Consider the following 24,354-nt stretch of genomic DNA (forward strand, 5'->3'; position numbering starts at 1 on the left):
TCTTTGACATGACCATGAAGCGGCGCCAATTCCTCAGAGGCACGGCCGCACTTCCTCTCGCCGCGGCGCTCGGCGGAGCCACGACCGGCGTCGCGGAAGCCGCGGCACCCGGCCGCGATGCGGTACGCGCAGGACCCGACGCATGGATGTCACAGCTTCCGGACGGCGTACTGCTGCGAGAGCTGACGATCCCCGGCACCCACAACTCCGGCGCCCGGCACGGGGGCCCATGGACCGAGTGCCAGAACACCTCCGTCGCCGAACAGCTCTCCTCCGGCATCCGCTTCCTCGACATCCGGTGCCGGCAAGCTCTTCGAGGGCTCGTTCACGATCCACCACGGCGCCGCCTACCAGCACCTCAACTTCGAGGACGTACTCGGCAGTTGCCGCGACTTCCTCGCCGCCCACCCCTCCGAGACCGTACTGATGCGCGTGAAGCAGGAGTACTCCGAGGAGAGCGCGGAGAGCTTCCGGCTCGTCTTCGAGGACTATCTCGACGGACGCGGCTGGCGCTCCCTCTTCCGACTCGACTCCGCACTACCCGACTTGGGCGGGGCAAGGGGCAAGGTCGTACTGCTCGGCGACTCCGAGGGCCTGCCCGGGGTGCGCTACGGGGACCCGCTGCTCTTCGACGTCCAGGACGCGTACATGGAGGAGCCAGGGGCCAAGTACCCGCTGATCGAGGACCACTTCCGCAAGGCCGTCGGCCAACCCGGCAAGTTCTACGTCAACTTCGTCAGTACGGCGGCACTGCTGCCGCCCCGCTCCAACGCCGACCGGCTCAACCCCCGCGTACGGGACCTCCTCGACGCCCCAGAGAACTCGTCCTGGCACGGGCTGGGCATCGCCCCCATGGACTATCCGAACGAACACGGCCTGATCGAGGCCCTGTTGAAGCATCAGCCGACGGCGAAGGACGGTGCCGGAGCGCCACGGGCGTGACGCGGGGCCGGCACCGCTTCGGCACCGGCCCGCTCTTCCCTGGAACGCGATCTCACCTCTCCTTGATCTCCTCGCGCTGCACCTCCAGATTCACGAAACGCGGTTCGGACGTACACAGCGCTCGCACCTGATCGGCGATCTGCTGCGTCTCCGGGAGCTCGCTGTTCTCCATCGCCTTCTGGTACGAGGGGAATTCGACGATGTCGACGAAGTGCCTGGGGTCCTCACGGTCCCGTCCGTGCATCTCGTGCAGAACGGTCCGCTTGCCCTCGGTGGCCTTCATCCACTGGTCGAACACGGCGTCCAGTTCGTCCTCGCGATCGGTCTCGTACTCGATGACCTGGACGAATGTCATGGACCATCGCCTCCTGTCCTCATGTCGTCTGTCGTCCTGACGTCCTGTCGTCAACTCCCCCTGGGCTTCGCGTAGTCGACCGCGCCGCCTGCGAAGCCGCAGGCGAACGAACTGCTCGTCGCCGGCAGACGGCTTCCGGCGGCACGGCGGTCACACACTGAGCGGCACGGCATGGACCTCCTCGACCGAGTGCCCGGCCCGCCGGTGCACGCGCCGTACCGCCTCCGCGGAGGGCGCCTCGGACAGGCAGAAGACCGTCCCCGTCTCGGGATCGGCCCACGCGTGCTCGAAGTGCACGCCTTCGTCATGCTCGGCGGCGAGATCCGCCCGATGGGCGTCGTCGAGCTGTTCCGCCGTGACGCCCTTCATCCCATGGTGAATGTCCATGAACTTGGGCACAGCTCTCCACCTCCGGTGGTCGCGGTGATGACCCCGTCCACTCCATGGTGCAACCGGCCGATGAGAACCCCCAAACCACCACAATCCGCCCCCATGCGACACCGGCCCGCGACCCCGTTCCGGAACCCTTCACGCCGATGACAAATACGGCCCCCAGCCACGGGCGCGACCTAGAGTCGTGGAGCCTTATCCGTCCCAGGGAGCGCTGATGAGAGACCAGTTGCCACAGGCTGAGGCCGACAGCACCCAGCGGCGCTACGAGGGGGCGCCACTGGGGGCCCCGTCGCGGCGGCCAGGCAGGCTCGCCCTCCCGGTGGCCGCGGCCGTCTCCGCGATGCTGCTGCTCGGCGGATGCGGCGGCGACTCCGGTACGGCGAACGTCTCGAAGTCCTCCAAGCCTCCGACGGTGGAGAAGCTGGCGTCCGCGCTGAAGTGCAAGGCGGACATCCAGAAGAAGGTGGAGGACTACCGCCTCGGGGTGTGCAAGGCGAACAAGACGCTGTACACGTTCGTCACCTTCAAGGACAACAGGGCCAAGCGAGGCTGGCTCGACTACTCCAAGGACTACGGCGGCACCTATCTCGTCGGCTCACGCTGGCTCGTCGTCACCGAGAAGCCTTCACAACTCGGTCCTATCCAGGCGCAGTTCGGCGGAACCGTCGAACGCGGCAGGGGCCACGGAGGCCACGGCCGCTCCTGACGGCACCCTTGGCCACTGACTTCGACCGCCGCCGCTGACGGCGGACTTCGCTCCCGACGGCAGTCCCCGCTCCTCACGGCGTCTGCCGTCGCCGCCTGCTCCGAGCCCGAAGTCACCCCGTACGGCCGCGTGTTGGGCGAAACGCGCCGGGGCGTTGGCAGCCTTGAGCGTTCCCGCCCCACCCGTACGTACGCATGCCTGCGCCGCCGACGGACCGCAGGCATGCACGTACGCATGTCCGCAGGCAGACGTGCCGTACGCGAACTGCGCTCACGCGTCCCGTTCCCTGGCCGCGCTCCCTGACGCCCGTTCCCTGACGCCGGTCCCCTGATAGCCGTTGCGAACGCCGACGCCGCGCGAGGTCTTGACAGTGGGAAGGTCCGGGCGCAGCATCCCCGTACGGCTAATTAACTATCTAGTGCGTTAACAGTTCGGCCGCCGGTGATCAGCCCGGCCGCCCCTACGCTCGGCACGGCCACCCCGTGAGCGGCGTGAGTGAACCGTGACGCCCGGCCCGCCCCCATCGGGCCCCGAACCGCAGTCCCGGCCCCGGCCCCGACTCAACCCCCGTCCCCAGTCCCAGCCCGAGTCACAGCTCGCCCCCACCCACACCGCCCGCCCAGCCCTGACCGCCCGGCTCCCCGGCACGGCAGGGCCTCCCCGGAGGAGAACCGTGTCCGCTCACCCGGTCGACGCCCCGACCCCGCCCTCCGTCCCGCAGGGCAAACCCCGTAAGGCCGCGATCGCCGCATGGATCGGCAGCGCGCTGGAGTACTACGACTTCTTCATCTACGGCAGCGCCGCCGCCCTCGTCTTCCCCAAGGTCTTCTTCGACCCCGACGACCCGGCCAGCGCCACGCTGATATCCCTCGCGACCTTCGGCGTCGCCTACGCCGCCCGCCCGGTCGGAGCCCTCGTCCTCGGGCACTTCGGCGACCGGCTGGGCCGGCGCAAGATCATGGTGCTGACCCTGATCCTGATGGGCCTGTCCACCTTCGCCATCGGCTGTCTGCCCACATACGCACAGGTCGGTACGGCCGCCCCCGTGCTGCTCGTGCTGATGCGGGTGCTCCAGGGCCTCTCCGCGGCGGGCGAGCAGGCCAGTTCGAACTCGATGACCCTGGAACACGCCCCCGAGCACCGCCGCGGCTACTACGCCAGCTTCACCCTGAACGGGACACAGGCCTACCAGATCCTCGCCACGTTGATCTTCATCCCCGTCGCCGCGCTGCCCGACGACCAGCTCTACACCTGGGGCTGGCGCATCCCGTTCCTGCTGAGCGCGGTCGTCGCCGTCGTCGGCTACGTCATACGCCGGAAGCTGGAGGAGACCCCCGTGTTCCAGCAGGTGTCCGCGAACAACGAGGTGGCCCGTATGCCGCTGCTCCGCCTCGCCCGCGACCACTGGGCCGACGTACTGCGCGTGATCGCCGCCGCCCTCATCGCGACCGTGAGCACCATCTTCACCGTGTGGGCGCTGTCCTTCGCGACCAGCGACTCCGTGGGCATCGAGGACTCCGCGATGCTGTGGGTGGGAGTCGTGTCGAACGCCGTCGCACTGCTCGCCATACCGCTGCTGGCCAGGCTCTCGGACAGGGTCGGCCGTAAGCCGGTGTTCCTCTTCGGGGCGCTCGGCTCGGCGGTGATGATGTTCGTCTACCTGTGGGCGATCTCCACGGGCAGCGTCCCGCTGGTCTTCGTGACCGGCATCGTCCTCTTCGGGCTGGTCTACAGCGCGTCCAACGGCATCTGGCCCTCTCTCTACGGCGAGATGTTCAGCGCCCAGGTCCGTCTTTCGGGCATGGCCGTCGGCACGCAGATCGGCTTCGCCATCTCGGGGTTCGCGGTGGGCTTCGCCCAGCAGATCGCGGGTCCGGGCGGCGACGACTGGGGGAGCGTCGCGTCCTTCACGGCGGCCTTCTGCGTCATCAGCGCGATCGCCGTAGCGACCGGCCGGGAGACGCACCGGGTGCCCACCGCCGAGCTGGGCCTCGGGGCGGCGGCACGTACGCCGGACAAGGGCGCGGCATCCGCGTCACCGTCGGCGTCCTGAACCGTCCATCACTTTGAACTGCCCCTAGAAGTACGGCTGTTGAAGCGATCGGAGGAGATGTTGCACGGCACGGACACCGATGGGTCCGGAAGAGGAGACCCGGGTCACGGTTCCGGAACCGGCGCCGGGGGCGGAGCCGGAACCGCCCCCGGCGCCGGAACCAGCGCGGGGACCGGGGCCGGGGCCGGGCGTGCGGCTGCGCCTCACGCGGAGATCACGCCGCCGATGCCCCCGCCCGCACGCTCGTACCTCACCGGACTCATCGGCTCCGGCATCGGCCCGTCACTGAGCCCGGCGCTGCACGAGCGCGAGGCCGACCGCCACGGCCTCCGCCTGCTCTACCGCACCCTCGATCTCGCGGCCCCCACGGGACCGGGCGGCGTGCGTGGCGCCGAGGCCGCCCCCGAACTGCTCCAGGCCGCCCGTGCCGTCGGCTTCGACGGCCTCAACATCACCCACCCCTGCAAGCAGTCGCTGATCGACCACCTCGACGAACTCTCCCCGGAGGCCGCGGAACTCGGCGCCGTCAACACCGTCGTCTTCCGTAAGGGCCGGGCGGTCGGGCACAACACCGACGTCACCGGCTTCACACAGTCCTTCGCCCGCGGGCTGCCGGGCGCACCCCTCGGCCACGTCGTACAGCTCGGCGCGGGCGGCGCCGGAGCCGCCGTCTCACACGCGCTGTTCGGCATGGGCGCCGACCGGCTCACGCTCGCCGACAAGGACCCCGCCCGTACGGAATGGCTCACGGCCGACCTGAACCACCGCTTCGGGCACGGCCGTGCGATCGCGGCGGACCTGGCCGCCCTGCCGGAGGCGCTCGCCCGCGCGGACGGCCTCGTACACGCCACCCCCGTCGGCATGGCCGCCCACCCGGGTCTGCCCCTGCCCGCCGAACTGCTGCACGGCGGCCTGTGGGTGGCGGAGGTCGTCTACCGGCCGCTGAACACGGAACTGCTGCGGCAGGCCCGGCGGCTCGGCTGCCGCACACTGGACGGCGGAGGCATGGCCGCCTTCCAGGCCGCCGACGCCTTCCGGCTCTTCACCGGGCTGGAACCGCACACCGACCGCATGCTGGAAGACCTCGCCCGCCTCGTGGCCGACCCCGAGCCCATGCGGTACGGGCGTGAGACCGGGGCATAGGGCTCGGGCGCGGGGTTCGGGCGCGGGGCCTCGGCACGGGGCTTCGGGCACGGGGCTGGTCGCGGGAACTCGGGGCCGGAGCCCCATGAGTCCTGTACGCACCCGCAGACCGCCCGGGGCTCCCGCGCCCGGACTTCCTAGACTTGAGAAACCCGACGGTCACCTGAGAGAGCCGTCCGTACGCACCGACGAGGAGCCGCATGGCCGCCCCCCTCTCCCAGCCGTCGTCCCGTACGGGCAAGCGCACAAGAGACGCGGCCCGGACGAAGGCGGAGATCCTCAAGGTCGCGACCCGTGAGTTCGCGAGGCTCGGCTACACCGGCGCCCGCGTCGACGTGATCGCCGAGCAGATACAGACCACGAAGCGGATGATCTACTACTACTTCGGCAACAAGGAGCAGCTCTTCGTCGCCGTACTGGAGCGCGCCTACGCCGGCATCCGCCACCGCGAGCAGGAACTCGACGTCGAACATCTCGACCCCGTCGCCGCCATCCGCCGTCTCGCCGAGCTGACCTTCGACCACCACGAGGCGCACCCCGACTTCATCCGTCTCGTGGGCATCGAGAACATCCACGAAGCCGAGCACATGAAGGCGTCCTCGGCGCTCAGCTCCCTCAACTCCCCGGCGATCACGGTCATCAGCCGCATCCTGGACGCCGGACGCGCGGACGGCGTCTTCACCGCCGACGTGGACGCGCTGGATCTGCACGCGATGATCAGCTCGTTCTGCTTCTTCCGGGTCGCCAACCGCCATACGTTCAACGCCCTCTTCGGCCGCGACCTGACGGCCCCGGACCGGCACGAGCACTACCGCACGATGCTCGGCGACATGGTGATCGCCTACCTCACGGGCACGGGCACGGGCACGGGCACGGGCATGAGCACGGGCACCCAGGGACCTGGGCCGTCCGCTCCACGGCCCTGAGCACCCTGAGCGCGGCCCGGCCGCACGCCCCCGTACCGTCCCCGCCCCGGGACTCGGCCCAGTCCGAAATTCCCTGTCGCCACGGCCGGAACGGGCGGAGACTCACCTCATGACTGACATGGGCACCTTCCGCGACGCGGTCACCGCATGGGCGGCAGGCGGCCCCGGCGACCTCGCACGCGAACTGGCCGGGCGACTGCCCGTCGAGACCGTCGTCCTGCTCGAAGGACCCAGCGACGTCGCGGCGGTGAACGCCCTCGCCGCCGCCCACGCCCGGGACCTGGCCGCCGAAGGCGTCTGCGTACTGGCGATGGGCGGTGCGATGAGCGTCGGGCGCTTCGCCCGCCTCCTCGGACCTTCAGGACTCGGCCTGCGCCTAACTGGCCTGTGCGACGAAGCGGAGCGTCCCTACTACGCCCGCGGCCTCGCGCAGCACGATGCGGCACCGCGAGAGCCCTTCTTCGTCTGCGCGGCGGATCTGGAGGACGAACTCATCCGAGCGCTGGGCGTGCCACGCGTCGAGGAACTCGTCGACGCGGAGGGCGACTCGCGCGCCCTGAAGACCTTCCTCCGCCAGCCCGCGCAGCGTGGCCGCACCTCGCAGCAGCAGCTACGGCGGTTCTTCGGCACGAAGAAGGGACGCAAGATCCACTACGGCCGCGTCCTCGTCGAGGCCCTGGCGCCCGACCGCATACCCGCCCCGCTCGACGGCCTGCTCACGAGCCTCTGACCAGCGAGCCGTCGCGCACCGTTTCCAACTGCCCGTACACCCGAAGGATCGTGGTATGTCCGGCGACCGTCTCATGCGCATACACAGCGCCGCGTTCCAGGCCATGGCCGAGAGGGTCCTACAGGTCACCGAGCTCACCTCACGCCTGAACGTCCTGCCCTTCGAGGACGAAGCGGGCAAGGCAGAGCTCTTCGAGCAGATCCTCGGCAAGCCACTGCCGCCGAGAGTCACGATCTATCCGCCCTTCTACACGGACCACGGCCTCCACCTCGACCTCGCCGAGCGCGTGTTCATCAACCAGAACTGCACGTTCCTGGACTACGCCGGAATTCGGCTCGGCGAGCGCGTGATGGTCGGCCCGAAAGTCACGTTCATCACCAGCGGCCACCCGGTCGATCCCGAGGAGCGGCGGCTGTACCTCACCGGCGCTCCCATCGACGTGGCGGAGAACGTGTGGATCGGCGCCGGGGCCACGATCCTGCCCGGCGTCAGCATCGGCCGTGATGCCGTGGTCGCCGCCGGCGCGGTCGTCGCCGACGATGTTCCGCCGGCAAGCCTGGTGACCGGCACCAAGGCAACCGTGCAGCGACGGTGGTGACGAACTCTCCGGGGCAACGCCAAGCCCCCGGACCACGGGCAGTCGTCCGGCGAACCTCCCCGAGCCGACTGCCTTCCGTCCACTGCGACGGACCCACGTCGCGGCCACGGTCGCAGTCGCCTCACAGGCCGCTGACACCGAGGTGAACGACGGAAGCAACGGAGCGACCAGCTCGCACAGGGGACCACGTCTGCGGCAGATCAACCCTCACGTGGCGACAACATGCCCGCAGCTGACGCCACTTGAGTCACGCTCCTACTACTGCCTACTGCCCTACCCGCCCGTCGATCCGTTCGCGCAGCAGATCGGCGTGCCCGCAGTGCCGGGCGTACTCCTCGACGCGGTGGACCCACAGCTCCCGCACGGAGGTCCCGTCCTGCCCGACCCGCGTGCCCATGTCCGGATACTCGGCCAACGCCGCATCGGTGGCCGCCTGTTCACGAGCGAGATCGGCGAACGCGCCGTCGACCAGCGCCGGTTCCCCTGCGGCTCCCTCGAAGTCGGCGTCCCGCGCTCCGTAGAGCTTCGGTGCCGGATCGTCCGGGAGAATCCAGTTGCGCCAGTCCCGTTCCACCTCGGCGAGATGACGTACCAGCCCCAGCAGCGACATGGTCGACGGCGGCACCGACCGCCGCGCCAGCTCCTCCGGCTCCAGCCCCTCGCACTTCATCCGCAGGGTCAGCCGGTAGTTCCCCAGGAAGTCCTGAAGAGTCGCCAACTCACCGTCGGGACTGGGTCCGTCACTGTTACGCGGATCCTCGTCGGGGTCCGCCCACATGTCCGGGTGGACGGTCGCCTGACTCCACCGCTCGGGCTCGTCGCTCACGACCCTCACGATGCTGAGCGCCGCCCGCGTACGCAATCGATTATCCGGCGGTGGTGCGTCGCTCACGGCGCTTGTCCCGCACATCGACGGCGAGGTGCGGCCACGCAGCGACAAGCCCCGCCAGCTCATCGGCGCTCGGAGCGCTGGGAGCGTTCGCAGGGTTCGCAGCGTTCGCAGCGGGCAGGCACGCTCCGGGACGGAACCGGACGGTGGTCCCGGTCGTACCGTCGTGCGCGATCGGCTCCAAGTCGCTTACGGGGACGCCGTATTCGTACCGCTGGGTCCACGCTCCGCCGCGCCGCCGGTTGGTGTGGATCAGCTCGCTGCTGAGCACGGCGACGACGGACATGCCCCTACGGGGGTGCCCGTCGGGCAGCGACTGCGCGCCGGGACGGCCCGGCCCGTCGGGACGGTCGGGACGGTCGAAGAAGCGCAGGTCCTTCGTCGCCATGATCGGCTTCTTCACCGGTACGCCGTGATCGTCGAGGCGTGTGTCAGTGCCACGCCCGTCATCGGCGACAGAGACAGAGCCGTCAGGGTGCAGCGTGACGAGGCACCGCCCGCCGTTTCCGCACTCGGCCTCGTCGGCCGCGTAGGCCACGACTTCGAGAATCAGGTGCCGGACGCCGCCGGGGGCGAAGCGGCCCGGGTCCCGGCGGATGTGCCGAAGGTGACCGAGATCGACGGTGCTCGCCCAGTCATGAGTCGTGTTCCGCCAGGAAGCCCTTGGACGCATCTCCATCCGAGAAGTATGCGGAGGTCGCCCGGGGAGGGTTCCGCGGGGAGACGCCGTCGACATGCCTTGTCGCCCCACTTCGCATGGTCGTAAAGTCTGTTCAGAATCTACTGAACGACAGGCGACAGGATGATGACCCCGGAGGAAGCCGAACTCGTAGACCGGATCGGCCTGTTCATGGAGACCGTCGGCGCACCGCGCACCATGGGCCGGATCTACGGCTGGCTGCTCATATGCGATCCGCCGAAGCAGTCGCTGACCGAACTGGCCACAGCGCTAGGGGTGAGCAAGGCGTCCGTCAGCACCATGATCCGCCCGATGCACGAGGGCGGTCTCGTCGAGCGACTGCCGTCGGCTTCCCGCCGGCATTACTACGGGGTGGCTCCCGGCGGCTTCACACGCCTGCTGCAAGTTCAGCTCGCCCGCATGCAAGCCGGCGCCGACGTGGCCGAGTTCGGCCTTTCCGTGATCGGTGAGGACCGGCCGGAGCAGCGCGAACGCCTCGCGGACCTAAGGGACTTCTGCGAGTTCTCCGCTACGGAGCTGGCAGGCGACTTCGTGCGGCGGTGGAGGGACTACCGCGCAGCGAACAGGAGCGATCGATGACGACTGAGAAGGTCGACTTCACCGGGGTGCAGTCCACCATGCTGGTAACGCTGTTCCTCAGGGCGGCCGACGCCAGGGACGCCGAACCCGTGCTCGGCGACCACTTCGCCGTCGAGGCCGTGAACCGGATCGACTACGACTGGAAGAAGATCGACAAGCCCGGCTCCCTCCGTGGCCGGTTCGGCGTGGCGCTGCGCGCCAAGCTGCTCGACGACTGGACCGCCGGCTTCCTGCGCCGCCACCCGGACGCGACTGTGCTGCATCTGGCCTGCGGCCTGGACTCCCGGGCCTTCCGGCTCGAACTGCCCGCCGGGGTGCGGTGGTTCGACGTCGACCTGCCGGACGTCATCGAACTCCGCCGCAAGCTGTACGACGAGGACGACCGTTACCGCATGATCGCCACATCGGTGACCGACGCAACGTGGCTCGACGGCGTCCCCACCGACAAGCCCGCTCTGATCGTCGCCGAGGGCCTGCTCATGTACCTCGAAGAAGCCGAGGTACGAGGGCTGCTGCGGCGGCTCACCGATCGTTTCCGCACCGGCGAGCTGATCTTCGACGGGGCGGCTCCCTGGATGGCCAGGACGACGCAGCTGCTCTCGAAGTACCTGGCCAGGTGGTACCGCTACCCGCCGTTCCGGACCGCCGTCCGCGACGGCTCGGACATCGAGCGCTGGAACCCGTCGCTGCACTACCGCGACGACATCGCCACCATGGCCCGCTACGAGCAGATCCCCGACCCCAAGGCCCGCCGCACCTACCGTCTCGGCAGCCGAATCGCCTGGTACAGGAACAGCATCCGCGTATTCCGCGCCGAGTTCTGAACCCCACCGTCAGCTCGGCATACGTCCGGCCCCCTCGTAAACGATCACCACCGGCCGCGTCCGCTATCGCTCCAGCGCACGGTAAAGCCCCCGCGGGATCTCTCCTACGGGGGCTTTGACCTGCGGTGGACCTGAGGGGATTTGAACCCCTGACCCTCTCGTTGCGAACGAGATGCGCTACCGGACTGCGCCACAGGCCCTTGCGACGGGTGAAACCTTAGCATCCCCGCCGGGCCCGGCGGTAATCCGTTCCTGTGCTGGTCACCGCGCTACGAGGGCAGAGGACGGCACAGGGCGGGACGCAGGCTGCGGCCTCGTCCCACGTGGTCACTCGTTGGCCGCTCGCGGGCGTTCCCCGTCCTCGTACTGGTCGAAGAGCGGGGTCTGGCGCCGCCCACGGCCGCGGCCGGTGCCGGAAACGGGCGCCGAGGACTCCTCGTCCTGGTGCTGTCCCGGGCGGGCGAACGGCTGCGGTTCGCCGGCCGCGCTGCTGGAGCGGGCCGAGCTCCACGTGCCCGGTGCCTCCAGGTCGACGCCGCGGGTGCTGCGCGGGGCTACCGGCGCGCTGACATACGTCGGCAGGGGCACCGGGACGGGGTCCCAGCCGCCGTCGGGAACGCGGTCGCCGTCGCGCTGCTGGTCGACCCACTCCGCGTGGTCGGTCTGTTCGACGAGGGCGCGCCTGTCGGCCGCCGCGGGCTCCTCCCGGTGCGCCCCGGAGGCACGCTCCGGTGCCGTGGACTGCCCGGCGGGGGCGTGGAAGCCGCCCGTCTCCACCCCGGGGGCCCCTTCGGTGGCCGCCTCTTCGTCCCCGGTCTGTGCGTGCGGCTCCCTCGTCGCGGGCTCGGCGCGCCGCTTGTCCATGGTGCGCGCGAAGCGGCGGCGCTCCTGCACCCGCAGGTGGACGATGTACGCGCTCAGCAGCACCCCGGGCACGCCAGGGGCCCACAGGAAGGCGAGCCCGCCGACGGCGGCGACGATCGTGCCGGCCGTGAAGGCGAGGAAGAGCACCATCGTGGTGCGGCGGCGCCGGGCGAGCACCTTGGCCCGCTTGTTCTTCTGCCTGGCCTTGTCGCGCTCCGCCTTGCTGCGTCCGTCCCCGCCCCGTGCACCGGCGTCGCCGCCACCGGCACGGTCCCCGGAAGCCGCCGACGCGGACGCCGAGCCCGGCACAGGGGACGAGACCGACGCGGGCTTCGCAGTAGCTGCGCCGAGGACCTCGGTGGGAGCGCCCGTGGCGTCGTCGCCCACGATGGTCTTGGGGTCGGCGAAGGCACGTACGTCGACGGACTCGTCGGCGCCGTCCAGGTCGTCCAGATCGTCCGCCCCGTCCAACTCGTCGGCGGCGTGCGGCACTTCGTCGTGCTCGGCGACGCGGCTGCCGTCGGGGAGCGGCAGATCGCCGTTCTCCTCTGGGTCTTCGCCGCCGCGGCGCTCGTTCTCCCTGGCGTAGCGCCGTTCCATCGCCGCCTTGCCGGACAGCAGACGGATGGCGGTGCTGAAGCGTTCCGTCGGACGGGATTCGTTCAGCTCGTCCTGCCTGCGGAGCCACATCGGCACCAAGTAGGCAGCCCAGGCCCCGACGATGACTGCGTAAATGAGGCCACTGCTGTTCACCCTCACACGGTAGAGGGGTTCGGCCGCAGCCATCTGCCAAATACGGCGGTGTGTCGCACGATCAGGCTGATCTCTCCATGTTTTTCACCGGCGTTGACCCGTAAACCTCCCGGCGTTCTCAATTGCCGTGCGTGCGTGGGGTGTTCAGACGAGCACCCCAATATCGAACGCCTATTTTATTTACGTGAGGCGCCGGGTGAGGTGCGGTGCCAGCGCGCGAGCAGCCCCTCCGGCACTTCCTCGGTGGTCAGAGCGAAGACGAGATGGTCGCGCCACGCACCGTCGATATGCAGATACCGGGGCCTCAACCCCTCCTCGCGGAAGCCGAGTTTCTCCACCACGCGACGGCTCGGGGTGTTCTCGGGGCGGATGCAGATCTCGATGCGGTGAAGTCCGACCGTACGGAAACAGTGGTCCGTTGCGAGCGCCACTGCCGTCGGCATCACTCCGCGTCCGGCGACCTCGCGGTCGATCCAGTAGCCGATATGGCCCGAGCACATCGACCCCCAGGTGATTCCCGCGACCGTCAACTGGCCCGCGAGACGCCCCTGATGCTCGACGACGAACGGAAGCATCCGGCCTGCCTGAGCCTCCGCGCGCAGATGCCGGACCATCTGCCGGTACGAGGGGCGGTTCGGAGGTGTCAGACCGGGCGGAGCGGGCGGGATGGTGGCCTCCCAGGGGCGCAGCCACTCGCGGTTGCGCTGGTTCACCTCGCGCCAGGCGCGCTGGTCGCGCAGCTTTATAGGACGGAGGGTGGTCGCACCGTCCGTCAGCACGATCGGCCAGGACGCGTTCAGTTGGAGTCCCCTCTGGGGTGGTCTCCGCCGTGGATCTGGTCTACGGCGTGCACCAACAGCCGTCCCAGTACGGCGAGTCCGTCACGCACACCGCCCGACGAACCCGGGAGGTTCACGATCAGCGTGCTCTTCGCGACGCCCGCCGTGCCCCGAGAGAGGGCGGCCGTCGGCACCTTGCCGACGCCCTCGGCGCGGATCGCCTCGGCGATGCCGGGGATCTCGTAGTCGAGGACGCGGCGCGTCATTTCGGGAGTGTGATCGGTGGGCGAGATGCCTGTGCCGCCGGTGGTCAGTACGACGTCGTAGCCCGCGGCGACAGCGGCGGCGAGCACCTCCGCCACCGGTTCGCCGTCCTGTACGACGCTCGGGCCGTCCACGTCGAAGCCCATGGAGGACAGCCCTTCGACGAGCAGCGGGCCGCCCGTGTCCTCGTAGACGCCGTCGGCGGCGCGGTTCGACGCCGTGACGGCGAGAGCGCGGTAGGGGTGCGGTGCCGGGCTCATACGGCGGACTCCTCACCGCCGGACCCGGACCGGGACCCGCCGGACCGGTCCGGCTGAGCGTCCGGGTCGAAGTCCCTGCTGTCGCCGCGTCCGCGGCGGCCCGACCAACTCCCCGCGGGGCGCGTCCAGTCACCGGAGCGGCCACCGCTCTTCTCGTCGACCCGTACATCGGAGATCACCGCGGACTTGTCGACGGCCTTCACCATGTCGACCACCGTCAGGGCCGCGACCGTCACCGCCGTCAGCGCCTCCATCTCCACTCCCGTACGGTCCGTGGTCTTCACGCGTGCCCTGATCTCGACGGCCTCGTCGGTCACCGACAGATCCACGGTCACCCCCGACACCGCGAGCGGGTGGCACAGCGGCACGAGGTCCGGGGTGCGCTTGGCGCCCATGATGCCCGCGATACGGGCCGTGGCCAGGGCGTCCCCCTTGGGCAGGCCCTCGCCGTCCTCGCCGCGCAGCAGTTCTACGACGCGAGGGGAGACCAGCACGCGGCCGGACGCCCCGGCGGTGCGCGCCGTGACGTCCTTCGCGGAGACGTCGACCATGCGTGCGGCCCCACCCTCGTCGATGTGGGTGAGGTGCTGCTGCTCTGCGCTGCTCATCGTGCTCCCGAGACCGTCCCTGTGACCGGATACGGTACCGGGCTCGCGGCGCCTCGGCTCTGCCACGGCGGCGCTAGCCGTCCAGCGGTACCACGGTCACCTCCTCGCCCGGGGCGAGGCGCGTGGTCTTCTCGGGGACGTCGATCAGTGAGTTCGCCTGTGCCAGGGCAGCGATCAGGTGCGATCCCGCGCCTCCCACGGGACGGACCACCCCGGTCGTCTCCCCGGGGCCCGGCGGCAGGTAACTGCCGCGCAGGAACTGGCGTTTGCCCTCCGCCGAGGTCAGCGCCTCGTCGGCCTCCAGGCGGGCCCGCGCCGTCTCCCGCCGTACGGAAGCGCTGCCCATCAGGGCGCGCACCGCCGGACGTACGAACAGCTCGAAGGAGACGTAGGAACTGACCGGATTGCCCGGGAGGGCCAGCACCGGGGTGCGGTCGGGGCCGATCAGGCCGAAGCCCTGCGGCTTGCCGGGCTGCATCGCCAGGCGGCGGAACTCCACGCTGCCGCTGCCGCCGTCGATCTGCGACAGCACCTCCTTGACCACGTCGTACGCACCGACGCTGACGCCGCCGCTGGTGACGACGATGTCGGCACGGATGAGCTGGTCCTCGATCGTGGCGCGCAGAGTGTCGGCGTCGTCCGCGACCGCGCCCACGCGATAGGCGATCGCACCGGCGTCGCGGGCCGCCGCCGTGAGCACATAGCTGTTGGAGTCGTAGATCTGGCCGGAGCCCAACATCGCGCCGGGCTGGACGAGTTCGCTGCCGGTGGAGACCACGACCACCCGGGGGCGCGGACGCACCCTGACCGTGCCGCGGCCGATGGCGGCGAGAAGACCCACCTGGGGCGGGCCGAGGACGGTGCCCGCGCTGAGCGCGACCGTGCCCGCCCGGACGTCGCTGCCGCGCGGGCGCACATGCTGGCCCCGCTCGACGGGACGGTGCACACGCACCTCACCGGCGGCGCCCCCCGGGTCGAGGCTGCGGGCGCTCATCGTCTCGACAGGGCCGCCGCCCAGGCCGCCGTCCGTCCACTCCACCGGGACCACGGCCTCGGCTCCCGGCGGCAGCGCGGCGCCGGTCATGATGCGGGCGGCCTGGCCGCGTTCGACCACGGGGAGGTCGCCCTCCCCCGCCGCGACATCCCCTATGACGGAGAGCACCGCGGGGAACTCCTCGGAGGAGCCTTCGACATCGGCCGTACGCACCGCGTACCCGTCCATGGAGCTGTTGTCGAAGGGGGGCAGCGGCGAGGGCACCGTGACGTCCTCGACGAGCACGCACCCCTGTGCGTCGAGCAGTTGGAGCTCGATGGGCTCAAGGGGGCGGACACTGCTGAGGATGTCGTCAAGGTGCTCCTCGACCGACCAGGTCTCGCTCAAGCCTCACATCTCCTCGGTGACGAAGCCGCGCAGCCAGTCCCGGAACTCCGGGCCCAGATCCTCACGTTCGCATGCGAGTCTGACAATGGCGCGCAGATAGTCGGCGCGGTCGCCGGTGTCGTAGCGCCTGCCGCGAAAGACGACGCCGTGCACCGGGCCGCCGAGGGACGGTTCGGCGGCGAGCGTCTGCAAGGCGTCGGTGAGCTGGATCTCGCCGCCGCGGCCGGGTTCGGTCTTGCGCAGCACCTCGAAGACCGCCGGGTCGAGCAGATAGCGCCCGATGATCGCGAGATTGGACGGCGCCTCCTCGGCCGGGGGCTTCTCCACCAGGCCGGAGATGCGTACGACGTCGGTCTCCTCGGTGGGGGCGGCGGCCACACAGCCGTAGAGGTGGATGCTCTCCTGCGGGACCTCCATCAGCGCGATCACGCTGCCGCCGTGCTCCTCGCGCACCCGCGTCATGTGTGTGAGCAGCGGGTCGCGCGGGTCGATGAGGTCGTCGCCGAGCAGTACGACGAAGGGCTCGTCGCCGACGTGCGGCGCGGCGCAGAGGACGGCGTGGCCGAGTCCGCGGGGGTCGCCCTGGCGTACGTAGTGCATGGTCGCCAGGTCGCTGGACTCCTCGACGCGGCTGAGCTTGGTCTCGTCGCCCTTGTCGCGCAGGACCTGCTCGAGTTCGTAGTTGCGGTCGAAGTGGTCTTCCAGCGGGCGCTTGTTGCGGCCCGTGACCATCAGTACGTCGGAAAGCCCGGCCGTGACGGCTTCCTCGACCACATACTGGATCGCCGGCTTGTCGACGACCGGGAGCATCTCCTTCGGCGTGGCCTTGGTGGCGGGCAGGAAGCGGGTGCCCAGACCCGCGGCCGGAATGACAGCCTTGGTGATCCGTGCTCGGGAAGTAGTCATGTCCCGCACGATAACCGGTGGCTTTGTGCTGAAGGTAAGGCTTCGCACGGATATGCACGGGTATGAGCACTCGCACACCGGGGGCCACCGCGACCGCTCGCGACACCGAAGGGACCGGAAGCAGCGTTGGGCGAAATCCACGGTAGTAAGCACGCGTTGCGGGAGAGCATCCTCGCGGTGAGGGCCCGATTGACGGCGAACGACGCACAGGCGACGGCCGCCGTGCTCGCCGAACGCGCGCTGGAGCTGCCCGAACTGGCAGAGGCACGCACGGTCGCCGCCTACGTCTCGGTGGGGCGCGAGCCCGGCACGGGACCCCTGCTGGAGGCGCTGCGCGCCCGCGACGTAAGGGTGCTGCTGCCGGTGCTGCTGGCGGACAACGACCTGGACTGGGCGGTGTACGAGGGCCGGGAGAGGCTGACGCCCGCTCGCAGGGGCCTGCTGGAGCCGGACGGTCCGCGTCTGGGCCCGGACGCGGTGACGGAGGCCGACGCGGTGCTGCTGCCGGGGCTCGCCGTCGACGGCCAGGGCATCAGGCTTGGGCGCGGCGGCGGTTCGTACGACCGTGTGCTGGCGCGGATCGGGGCCGCGGGCGTGCGTCCGGCGCTGGCCGTGCTGCTCTACGACGCCGAACTCGTCGGCTCGGTACCGGCGGAGCCGCACGACCTGCCGGTGGCGGCGGCGGTGACGCCGTCGGCGGTGCACCGCTTCACGGCGCCTCCGCCGCACCACGGCTGACGCGCCGCCCGGCGGCCGCCGCGACGCTCGGGAACGGCTCACGGCAACCGGCACCGGCACCGGCCAGGTCTACGGCTACGGACTCCCGCAACGGCAACCGCTGCGGCTGCGGCTGCGGCTGCGGACACCCGCTACGGCGTCAGCGCCATCTTCTCCTCGGTGCCCTTCTCCACTGCCCGCTGGCTGAACGCCCAGGGCAGCAGCGCCCCTTCGGACCACTTGTCCATCTGGTCCACGTAGTGCGGGTTGTAGGCGTGGCCCGAGGCGCCCGTGAGGTTGATCCAGCGCGACTTGTCGAAGTTCTCAAGGCTGACGACCATCCGCATCGACGGCGCCCAGATGACGTCGTAGCCGCCCGCGGCGTTCCAGCCGGTGGCGTTGACCGCGTCCTTGCCTCCGCCGAGGTCCCATGGGCCGCGGTTGAGCAGGAACTGCATGAAGCCAGGGCCCTCGGTCCCTATCGTCTGGTTCTTCAGCATCAGATGGTGCAGACGTCCCCAGCTCCAGGAGTCGATGTCCTTGCCGAGCTTGGACGTCAGCTCCCAGCGTGCGTTCTTCATGGCGTGCGCGAGGAGTTCGTCGCGGTCACGGTCGCCGTGGCGGCCGTTGTTGCCGGGCGTCTTCCACCAGTCGCTGTGCTCGTCCTTGATCAGATTGCGTACGACCTCGTACCAGCGGTCGCCGCCGTCCGGCTGTGCCGAGGCCGCGTCCCGCACTCCGCACTCGCGTACCAGGCGGGTGTTGCCGTCCAGGTCGTCGACGGGACCGGACTCGTCGGAGGGGCGCACATTGAGGCAGTCGCCCTTGACGCGCAGCTCCTTGGGGAGTTTGTTGCCGAAGGCCAGCAGCAGCATGTTGCGCCAGACCGCGTTGAAGTAGGCGGCGGGGGCGGAGTCGCCGTCCTGGGTGTAGTCCCAGCCTTCGAGGAGGCGCTGCGCGTCCCGTACGTACTCGTCCTCTATGTCGATCTTCAGCAGGTACGGCACGAGCAGCTTGGCGATCTCGCTGCTGTTGTCCATCTGCATGGTCTGCATGTCGCCCATGGAGATCTTGCCGCCGTCGGCGATCTTCGAGCTGATCAGATCGTTGATGCGCTGGCTGCGGGTGCCGTAACTCCAGTCCCTGGTCAGCAAATAGGGGTACTTCTCCTCGTCCACGACGGCCTGGTTGGCGGTGACTATGTATCCGCGGGCCGGGTTGTACTCCCAGGGCAGCGCCTTCTGCGGCACATATCCCTTCCAGCGGTAGCGCGGGTCCCAGCCGGGCGCCGGGTAGCGCCCGTCGCCCTCGCCGCGCACCGGGATGCGTCCGGGCGCCTGGTAGCCGATGTTGCCCTTGGTGTCGGCGTAGATCAGGTTCTGCGACGGGACGGCGAAGTCGCTTGCCGCGGCGCGGAATTCGCCGAAGTCGGACGCGCGGTTCAAGGCGAAGACGGCGTCCATGGTCTTGGTGGGCTTCAGCGCCGTCCAGCGCAGCGAGACGCCGTAGCCGTCGCCGCGGTCGGGTGCGGCGTTGTCCACGGGTGACTCCTCGCCGACCTTGCGCAACTCCCGGTCGCGGTCGGAGATCACGGGGCCGTTGTCGGTCTCGCGCACCGTTATCCGCCGGCTCTCGCCGCCCGCGACCTTGATGGTCTCCTCGCGGGTCTTGTACGGGCGCCGCCTGCCGTCGTAGAGGTAGCCGCCGTCCTTGAACTTCTCCAGATACAGGTCGGTCACGTCCGCGCCGAGGTTCGTCATGCCCCAGGAGATGTCCTGGTTGTGACCGATGACGACGCCGGGCAGCCCCGCGAAGGTGAACCCGGAGACGTCGTACGGGCAGGACTTGGTGACCGTCCGGCAGTGCAGCCCCATCTGATACCAGATGGACGGCAACTGGGGTGCGAGGTGCGGGTCGTTGGCCAGCAGCGGCTTGCCGGTCGTCGTGTACTGCCCGGACACCACCCAGGAGTTGGAGCCGATTCCGCTGTTGCTGGGGCCGAGCAGCGAGGGGATCTCGTCGAGCCGAGTGGCGAGGGAGCTGAGCTGAGAGCCCGCGCTGCGCACGGCCTGCTGCGCTGCCGGGCCGCCGCCGTCGGGCGAGGTGGCCGAACTGCCCGTCGGCTCGAACTCCTTGCTCTTGCGGCTGACCGTGCCCTCGGTGATCGGCTTGTTCCGCTCCTTCGGATAGTCCGGATAGAGCTGGGCGATCTGGTCGCTTGTGAGGCGCCCGGCCATCAGCGCGCGGTCGATCTCGGACGACATGTTCGCGCGCAGGTCCCAGGCCATCGCCTTGAGCCAGGCCACGGAGTCGACCGGGTCCCACTTCTGCGGCTTGTAGTCGTTGGAGAGCCCGAGCGCCGCGTACTCCAGCGAAGCGGCCGAGTCCCTGTGATCCTTCAAGTAGGCGTTGACGCCCGCCGTGTACGCCTTGAGGTTGGCCTTGCTCTCCGCGGACAGCCGGGCGTACTCGCGTTCGGCGACCCGGCGCCAGCCGAGGGTGCGGAGGAAGGCGTCCGTCTTGACCTCGCTCGCGCCGAACATCTCCGACAGCCGCCCGGCCGTGGTGTGCCTGCGTACGTCCATCTCCCAGAAGCGGTCCTGCGCCTGCACGTACCCCTGCGCGGTGAACAGGTCGCTCGAACTGTCTGCGTACAACTGCGGGATGCCCTCGCGGTCCCGCTGCACGGTCACCGGGTCCTCAAGCCCCTTCAGCTTCAGTGAACCGGTGGTCTGCGGGAAGGAGTCGCGCACGGTGCTGATCGTCCAGAAGGTGCCGCCGCCGACACCTGCCACGAGCAGCAGCACGACTGCGATCACGATCAGACGGGCGCGTCGCGAGGTCTTCTTGGCGGGCATCGCTGTCCTTCGAGGGGCAGGGTGGACCTTGGGCGTGAGGACCGGTACGGAGCTGTCGGAGCCACGCCGGACCAACCATAGGCGGAGCCGGAGCGGCGCTACACAGTGAGTCACGCCCGTACCGTCCGCGACATTCAAGCAATGGTAAATTGTTAGCCACATGAACGAACTGGCGGATCTGGAACGGACTTCGCTTCCTCCGAGAAAGCCCCGAGAGAGAGGATCTGCCCCTGAGTGTCGACCGCCTCAACCACCTGCTCCTACTCAGCACCCTCGTCCTGCTTTTCGCAGTCGCGGCGGTAAGGCTCTCCTCCCGCAGCGGGCTGCCCAGCCTGCTGGTCTATCTCGGCATCGGCATCGCGCTCGGACAAGACGGTCTGGGCGTGCAGTTCGACAACGCCGAACTGACCCGCACCCTCGGCTACGCCGCCCTCGTGGTCATCCTCACCGAGGGCGGACTGAGCACCAAGTGGCGTGAGATCCGCCCCGCCGTCCCCTCGGCCGCCGTGCTCTCCACCGTCGGAGTCGGCGTCAGCGTCCTGGTCACCGCCTCCGCCGCCCACTACCTCGTAGGTCTCAACTGGCAGGCCGCGCTGCTGATGGGCGCCGTGGTCTCCTCCACCGACGCCGCCGCGGTCTTCTCCGTACTGCGCAAAGTGCCGCTGCCGAAACGGCTCGCGGGCGTGCTGGAGGCGGAGTCCGGCTTCAACGACGCACCCGTCGTCATCCTCGTAGTGGCCTTCTCCCAGCTCCACTTCGCGCCCGGGGACTGGTACGTGCTCGTGGCCGAGATCGTGCTGGAACTCGCCATCGGCCTGGTGATCGGGCTGGTGGTGGGCAGGCTCGGCGAACTGAGCCTGGGGCGGGTGGCACTGCCCGCCTCCGGCCTCTATCCGATCGCCGTGATGGCGCTGTGTGTGCTGTCCTACGCGAGCGGGGCGCTGCTGCACGGCTCCGGATTCCTCGCGGTGTACGTCACGGCGCTGGTGCTCGGCAATGCGAAACTGCCGCACCGCCCTGCCGTCCGGGGCTTCGCCGACGGGCTGGCGTGGATCGCGCAGATCGGGCTCTTCGTGCTGCTCGGCCTGCTGGTCACCCCGCACGACCTGCTCGACGACTTCTGGCCGGCCATCGGGGTCGGGCTCGCGCTGACGGTCGTCGCCCGCCCGTTGTCGGTGCTGTGCAGCCTGCTTCCCTTCGGGCGCCGCCTGCGGGACCAGGCGCTGCTGTCGTGGGCGGGGCTGCGCGGAGCGGTGCCCATCGTGCTGGCGACGATTCCCCGCGTCGCCGAAGTCGACGGCAGCGAGCGCATCTTCAACATCGTCTTCATGCTCGTGATCATCTTCACGGCGGTGCAGGGGCCGACGCTGCCCTGGGTCGCGCGCAAGCTGAACCTCAGCGACAGCGAGGAACCCATGGACCTGGACATCGAGTCCGCCCCGCTGGAACGGCTGCGCGGCCATCTTCTGTCCGTCGCGATCCCGGAGCACTCCAAGATGCACGGCGTGGAGATCACCGAACTGCGCCTGCCGCCGGGCGCCGCCGTCACATTGGTCGTACGGGACGGCAGCAGCTTCGTACCGCTGCCCACGACGATGCTGCGGCACGGCGACGAACTGCTGGTGGTGGCCACGGACGAGGTACGCGACCAGACCGAGCAGCGGCTGCTCGACGTGGGGCGGGGCGGCAAGCTCGCGGGATGGCTGCGGCAGGGCTGATCAAGGGGACCCGGGGGCGGGCCCGTTCGCGGGGGTCACGGGCACGGATGCGGCCGTTATCCTCGTGCGCGCAGGGACAGTTCACCGTTTCCGCCTGACGCAGGGCTGGCGCGGCCGTAGGCACCGCGCGAGAGGACAGCCTTCGGCGCGACCGCCCACGCGCTACCAGGTGGCAGAGAGGCTCGGCCGTGGCAACCCCGGCCACAGCGACCGGAGGCCGCCGTACCGGCTATGGCGCACTGCTGCGCACACCCGGCGCATGGCGCTTCCTGATACCGGGCTTCCTGGCCCGTCAGCCCATAGCCATGCTCGGCATCGGCACGGTGCTGCTGGTCGAGCACACCACCGGCTCGTACGGGGCGGCAGGCATCGTCACCGCGGTGTCGGGCGTCTCCATGGCACTGCTGGCCCCGCAGGGCGGCAGGCTCACCGACCGCTTCGGACAACGGGCCGTGCTGGTCCCCTATCTGCTGCTGCACACGCTGTCGGTCTCGGCACTGATCGCCCTGGCACTCGGCGGGGCGCCGCTGTGGGCGCTCTTCGCGGCCGCCGTACCGGCAGGCGCGAGCATTCCGCAGATCAGCCCGATGGTGCGGGCACGTTGGTCGGCATGCCTGGGCGGTGCGGAGGGGTCGGGAGTTACGGGTGCCGCCGACGTTACGGGCGTTACGGGAGTTGAGGCGGACGAGGCGCAGGGCACGAACGGGGCGGGCGACGCCAACGACGTGGACGGAGCCGGGAGTTCGGGCCGCGCGGACGGTTCGAGCAGCGCGCACGGTTCGAGTCGAGAGGGCAGCGCCGCCGGCTCCCCGCTGCTGACGACGGCGGCGGCCTTCGAGTCGGTGACGGACGAGTTCAGCTTCGTCGTCGGCCCCGTACTGGCGACCGCGCTGTGCACCGGCGTACACCCTGCGGCCGGACTGGCCGCGGAGGCCGCCCTGATGCTCGGCAGCGGACTGCTCTTCGCCGCACAGCGCGCCACCCAGCCCGAGATCCGCGGGGACTCACGACCGGGCCTCCGCCGGGCCGAGGGCGACGGGGCAAGCGGAGGCGACCGTGGCAACGGAGGCGACGGGCGCAGCGCCGCGAGCAAGCGTGACCGCGACGGCGGTCGGGCCGACGGCGGAGGAGCCCGCGTCGGCGGAGGGTCGGCGCTGGGCGTCCGCGGCGTGCGCGTGCTCATCGCCGTACTGCTCGGCATAGGCACGGTCTTCGGCGGCATGCAGGTCTCGGTCGCGGCGTTCACACAGGCCGCGGACGCCCCGGAACTCAACGGCGTCCTCTACGGCGTCTTCGCGGCGGGCAACATGTCGGCCGCCCTGGCCGTCGGAACGGTCCGCTGGCGGCGCAGCGCCGACATCCGGCTGCTGATCGCCTATCCGCTGCTCGTCCTCGCCGCGCTCACGCTCGCCGTCTCGGCCCAACTCGCGCCGCCGCTGCCGCTGTTGGGCGCCCTGGGACTGCTCCTCGGACTGTGGGTGGCACCCTCCATGATCACTGGCTTCACCCTGGTCGAGCTGCTGGTGCCCGCTTCCTTCCGTACGGAGGCGTTCACCTGGCTGACCGGGGCGGTGGCGCTGGGGCAGGCGTCGGGTTCGATGGCCGCAGGCCAGCTCACGGACGTCGCGGGCGCGGGCGCGGGCTTCTTCGCACCGCTCGCGGGCACGGGTCTGGCGCTGGCCGCTCTCGTCCTCTTCCGCCGTCGGCTGACCGTGGGAACGGGCCATGGCTCGTACGGGGGTGGGGTGGGTCACCGTCCAGCCGTCCCAGTGGACTGAGGCGCGGGAATGCTGCACTATGGAGCGTCGTTAGCACTCACCGAGTAAGAGTGCCAGGAGGAGAACGTGCCGACGTACCAGTACCAGTGCACCCAGTGCGGCGAGGGCCTCGAGGTGGTGCAGAAGTTCACCGACGACTCGCTTACCGAGTGCCCGAGCTGTGAGGGCCGCCTGAAGAAGGTCTTCTCGGCCGTCGGCATCGTCTTCAAGGGCTCCGGCTTCTACCGCAACGACAGCCGTAGTTCCTCCACGGGCGGAGGCAAGTCCTCGTCCGCTTCCTCGGACTCCTCGTCCTCGGGCGGCGACTCCTCTTCGAGTTCGGACTCGTCGTCCTCTTCGTCCTCGGACTCCAAGTCCGGGTCGGGTTCCTCGGACAGCGCGAAGTCGGGCTCGACGTCCGGCTCCGGCTCGTCCGGCGGCAGCGGCTCCAAGAGCACCGCGAAGGCGGGCACTTCGGCCGCCTGAGGCCCGCTCGGGCGTCCCGCTTCGATCCCGGTCAGGGCCCCGATTCCGTCGGGGCCCGGTTTTCGGCCCGCACCCGGCACCCGAGCCCCGGTCACGACCCCATCCGGGCTTTGGCCCGGGACCTGTAGTGGGCCCCGGTACGTGCCGGAGGCCGAGGCTGTACGG

22 protein-coding genes, 1 tRNA gene and 2 pseudogenes are annotated in these 24,354 nt (G+C 70.0%); 13 read left to right on the forward strand and 12 right to left on the reverse strand.

Annotated features, from left to right (window positions below):
- Positions 1–14 precede the first annotated feature (14 nt).
- Positions 15–942: pseudogene (locus MMA15_RS10255) on the forward strand (phosphatidylinositol-specific phospholipase C).
- 52 nt (positions 943–994) lie between these two features.
- On the opposite strand, the gene MMA15_RS10260 reads toward MMA15_RS10255, so the two are convergent.
- Together MMA15_RS10260 and MMA15_RS10265 are read right to left on the reverse strand one after the other, a co-directional pair.
- The gene (locus MMA15_RS10260) at positions 995–1,297 is read right to left on the reverse strand and encodes a hypothetical protein (protein WP_241058800.1); all 303 of its coding nucleotides are present in this window, start codon (positions 1,295–1,297) and stop codon (positions 995–997) included.
- 150 nt (positions 1,298–1,447) lie between these two features.
- Positions 1,448–1,696, reverse strand: a complete 249-nt coding sequence (locus MMA15_RS10265) for an SCO4226 family nickel-binding protein (protein WP_241058801.1) — start codon at positions 1,694–1,696, stop codon at positions 1,448–1,450.
- Positions 1,697–1,904: 208 nt separating this feature from the next.
- Between MMA15_RS10265 and MMA15_RS10270 the strand changes: the two genes are divergently transcribed.
- The 6 genes from MMA15_RS10270 to MMA15_RS10295 all read left to right on the forward strand — a co-directional run bounded on the left by MMA15_RS10270 (position 1,905) and on the right by MMA15_RS10295 (position 7,846).
- Positions 1,905–2,396 (forward strand): hypothetical protein, encoded by a 492-nt coding sequence (locus MMA15_RS10270; protein WP_241058802.1) that lies wholly within the window; start codon positions 1,905–1,907, stop codon positions 2,394–2,396.
- Positions 2,397–3,069: 673 nt separating this feature from the next.
- Positions 3,070–4,449 carry an MFS transporter gene (locus tag MMA15_RS10275; RefSeq protein WP_241058803.1) on the forward strand — a complete coding sequence of 460 codons (1,380 nt, stop codon included), beginning with the start codon at positions 3,070–3,072 and terminating at the stop codon, positions 4,447–4,449.
- A 225-nt stretch (positions 4,450–4,674) separates the two neighbouring features.
- Positions 4,675–5,592, forward strand: a complete 918-nt coding sequence (locus tag MMA15_RS10280) for a shikimate dehydrogenase (protein WP_241058804.1) — start codon at positions 4,675–4,677, stop codon at positions 5,590–5,592.
- Positions 5,593–5,792: 200 nt separating this feature from the next.
- Positions 5,793–6,518, forward strand: coding sequence for a TetR/AcrR family transcriptional regulator (locus tag MMA15_RS10285; protein ID WP_241058805.1), 726 nt, complete (start codon positions 5,793–5,795; stop codon positions 6,516–6,518).
- A gap of 109 nt (positions 6,519–6,627) precedes the next feature.
- Positions 6,628–7,248 (forward strand): TOPRIM nucleotidyl transferase/hydrolase domain-containing protein, encoded by a 621-nt coding sequence (locus tag MMA15_RS10290; RefSeq protein ID WP_241058806.1) that lies wholly within the window; start codon positions 6,628–6,630, stop codon positions 7,246–7,248.
- A gap of 55 nt (positions 7,249–7,303) precedes the next feature.
- Entirely contained in the window at positions 7,304–7,846 is a 543-nt protein-coding gene (locus MMA15_RS10295; protein ID WP_241058807.1) for a DapH/DapD/GlmU-related protein, read from the forward strand.
- A gap of 265 nt (positions 7,847–8,111) precedes the next feature.
- Here the strand turns inward: MMA15_RS10295 and MMA15_RS10300 are convergent, their stop codons facing one another.
- Together MMA15_RS10300 and MMA15_RS10305 are read right to left on the reverse strand one after the other, a co-directional pair.
- Positions 8,112–8,672 carry a DinB family protein gene (locus tag MMA15_RS10300; protein ID WP_241058808.1) on the reverse strand — a complete coding sequence of 187 codons (561 nt, stop codon included), beginning with the start codon at positions 8,670–8,672 and terminating at the stop codon, positions 8,112–8,114.
- Positions 8,673–8,712: 40 nt separating this feature from the next.
- The gene (locus MMA15_RS10305; RefSeq protein ID WP_241058809.1) at positions 8,713–9,414 is read right to left on the reverse strand and encodes an ATP-binding protein; all 702 of its coding nucleotides are present in this window, start codon (positions 9,412–9,414) and stop codon (positions 8,713–8,715) included.
- Between the two features lie 126 nt (positions 9,415–9,540).
- Between MMA15_RS10305 and MMA15_RS10310 the strand changes: the two genes are divergently transcribed.
- Positions 9,541–10,014, forward strand: coding sequence for a GbsR/MarR family transcriptional regulator (locus tag MMA15_RS10310; RefSeq protein WP_241058810.1), 474 nt, complete (start codon positions 9,541–9,543; stop codon positions 10,012–10,014).
- Entirely contained in the window at positions 10,011–10,838 is an 828-nt protein-coding gene (locus MMA15_RS10315) for a class I SAM-dependent methyltransferase (RefSeq protein ID WP_241058811.1), read from the forward strand. The genes MMA15_RS10310 and MMA15_RS10315 overlap by 4 nt, the downstream gene beginning before the upstream one ends.
- Positions 10,839–10,964: 126 nt before the next feature.
- Here MMA15_RS10315 and MMA15_RS10320 read toward each other — a convergent pair.
- The 7 genes and pseudogenes from MMA15_RS10320 to galU all read right to left on the reverse strand — a co-directional run bounded on the left by MMA15_RS10320 (position 10,965) and on the right by galU (position 16,653).
- Positions 10,965–11,038, reverse strand: a tRNA-Ala gene (locus MMA15_RS10320).
- A gap of 127 nt (positions 11,039–11,165) precedes the next feature.
- Complete coding sequence (sepX, locus tag MMA15_RS10325) at positions 11,166–12,455, reverse strand: divisome protein SepX/GlpR (protein WP_241058812.1); 1,290 nt, start codon at positions 12,453–12,455, stop codon at positions 11,166–11,168.
- A gap of 176 nt (positions 12,456–12,631) precedes the next feature.
- Complete coding sequence (locus MMA15_RS10330; RefSeq protein WP_241063123.1) at positions 12,632–13,237, reverse strand: GNAT family N-acetyltransferase; 606 nt, start codon at positions 13,235–13,237, stop codon at positions 12,632–12,634.
- Between the two features lie 14 nt (positions 13,238–13,251).
- On the reverse strand, positions 13,252–13,758 hold the full coding sequence (locus MMA15_RS10335) for a MogA/MoaB family molybdenum cofactor biosynthesis protein (RefSeq protein WP_241058813.1): 507 nt from the start codon (positions 13,756–13,758) through the stop codon (positions 13,252–13,254).
- Positions 13,759–13,874: 116 nt separating this feature from the next.
- A pseudogene (gene moaC, locus MMA15_RS10340) lies at positions 13,875–14,366 on the reverse strand (cyclic pyranopterin monophosphate synthase MoaC); the annotation flags it as partial.
- 73 nt (positions 14,367–14,439) lie between these two features.
- On the reverse strand, positions 14,440–15,747 hold the full coding sequence (gene glp, locus MMA15_RS10345) for a molybdotransferase-like divisome protein Glp (RefSeq protein WP_241058814.1): 1,308 nt from the start codon (positions 15,745–15,747) through the stop codon (positions 14,440–14,442).
- A gap of 3 nt (positions 15,748–15,750) precedes the next feature.
- On the reverse strand, positions 15,751–16,653 hold the full coding sequence (galU, locus tag MMA15_RS10350; protein ID WP_241058815.1) for a UTP--glucose-1-phosphate uridylyltransferase GalU: 903 nt from the start codon (positions 16,651–16,653) through the stop codon (positions 15,751–15,753).
- Between the two features lie 135 nt (positions 16,654–16,788).
- Here galU and MMA15_RS10355 point away from each other — a divergent pair, with 135 nt between their 5' ends.
- Positions 16,789–17,391 (forward strand): 5-formyltetrahydrofolate cyclo-ligase, encoded by a 603-nt coding sequence (locus tag MMA15_RS10355; RefSeq protein ID WP_505016616.1) that lies wholly within the window; start codon positions 16,789–16,791, stop codon positions 17,389–17,391.
- Positions 17,392–17,522: 131 nt separating this feature from the next.
- Here the strand turns inward: MMA15_RS10355 and MMA15_RS10360 are convergent, their stop codons facing one another.
- On the reverse strand, positions 17,523–20,228 hold the full coding sequence (locus MMA15_RS10360; protein WP_241058817.1) for a penicillin acylase family protein: 2,706 nt from the start codon (positions 20,226–20,228) through the stop codon (positions 17,523–17,525).
- 224 nt (positions 20,229–20,452) lie between these two features.
- Here MMA15_RS10360 and MMA15_RS10365 point away from each other — a divergent pair, with 224 nt between their 5' ends.
- The 3 genes from MMA15_RS10365 to MMA15_RS10375 all read left to right on the forward strand — a co-directional run bounded on the left by MMA15_RS10365 (position 20,453) and on the right by MMA15_RS10375 (position 24,189).
- Entirely contained in the window at positions 20,453–21,946 is a 1,494-nt protein-coding gene (locus tag MMA15_RS10365) for a potassium/proton antiporter (protein ID WP_241063124.1), read from the forward strand.
- 395 nt (positions 21,947–22,341) lie between these two features.
- Positions 22,342–23,724 carry an MFS transporter gene (locus MMA15_RS10370; protein WP_443732563.1) on the forward strand — a complete coding sequence of 461 codons (1,383 nt, stop codon included), beginning with the start codon at positions 22,342–22,344 and terminating at the stop codon, positions 23,722–23,724.
- Positions 23,725–23,790: 66 nt separating this feature from the next.
- Positions 23,791–24,189, forward strand: a complete 399-nt coding sequence (locus tag MMA15_RS10375) for an FmdB family zinc ribbon protein (RefSeq protein WP_241058819.1) — start codon at positions 23,791–23,793, stop codon at positions 24,187–24,189.
- The last annotated feature ends 165 nt before the right edge of the window (positions 24,190–24,354 follow it).

Source organism: Streptomyces marispadix (genome assembly GCF_022524345.1).
In the GTDB taxonomy this organism is placed as follows: Bacteria; Actinomycetota; Actinomycetes; order Streptomycetales; family Streptomycetaceae; genus Streptomyces; species Streptomyces marispadix.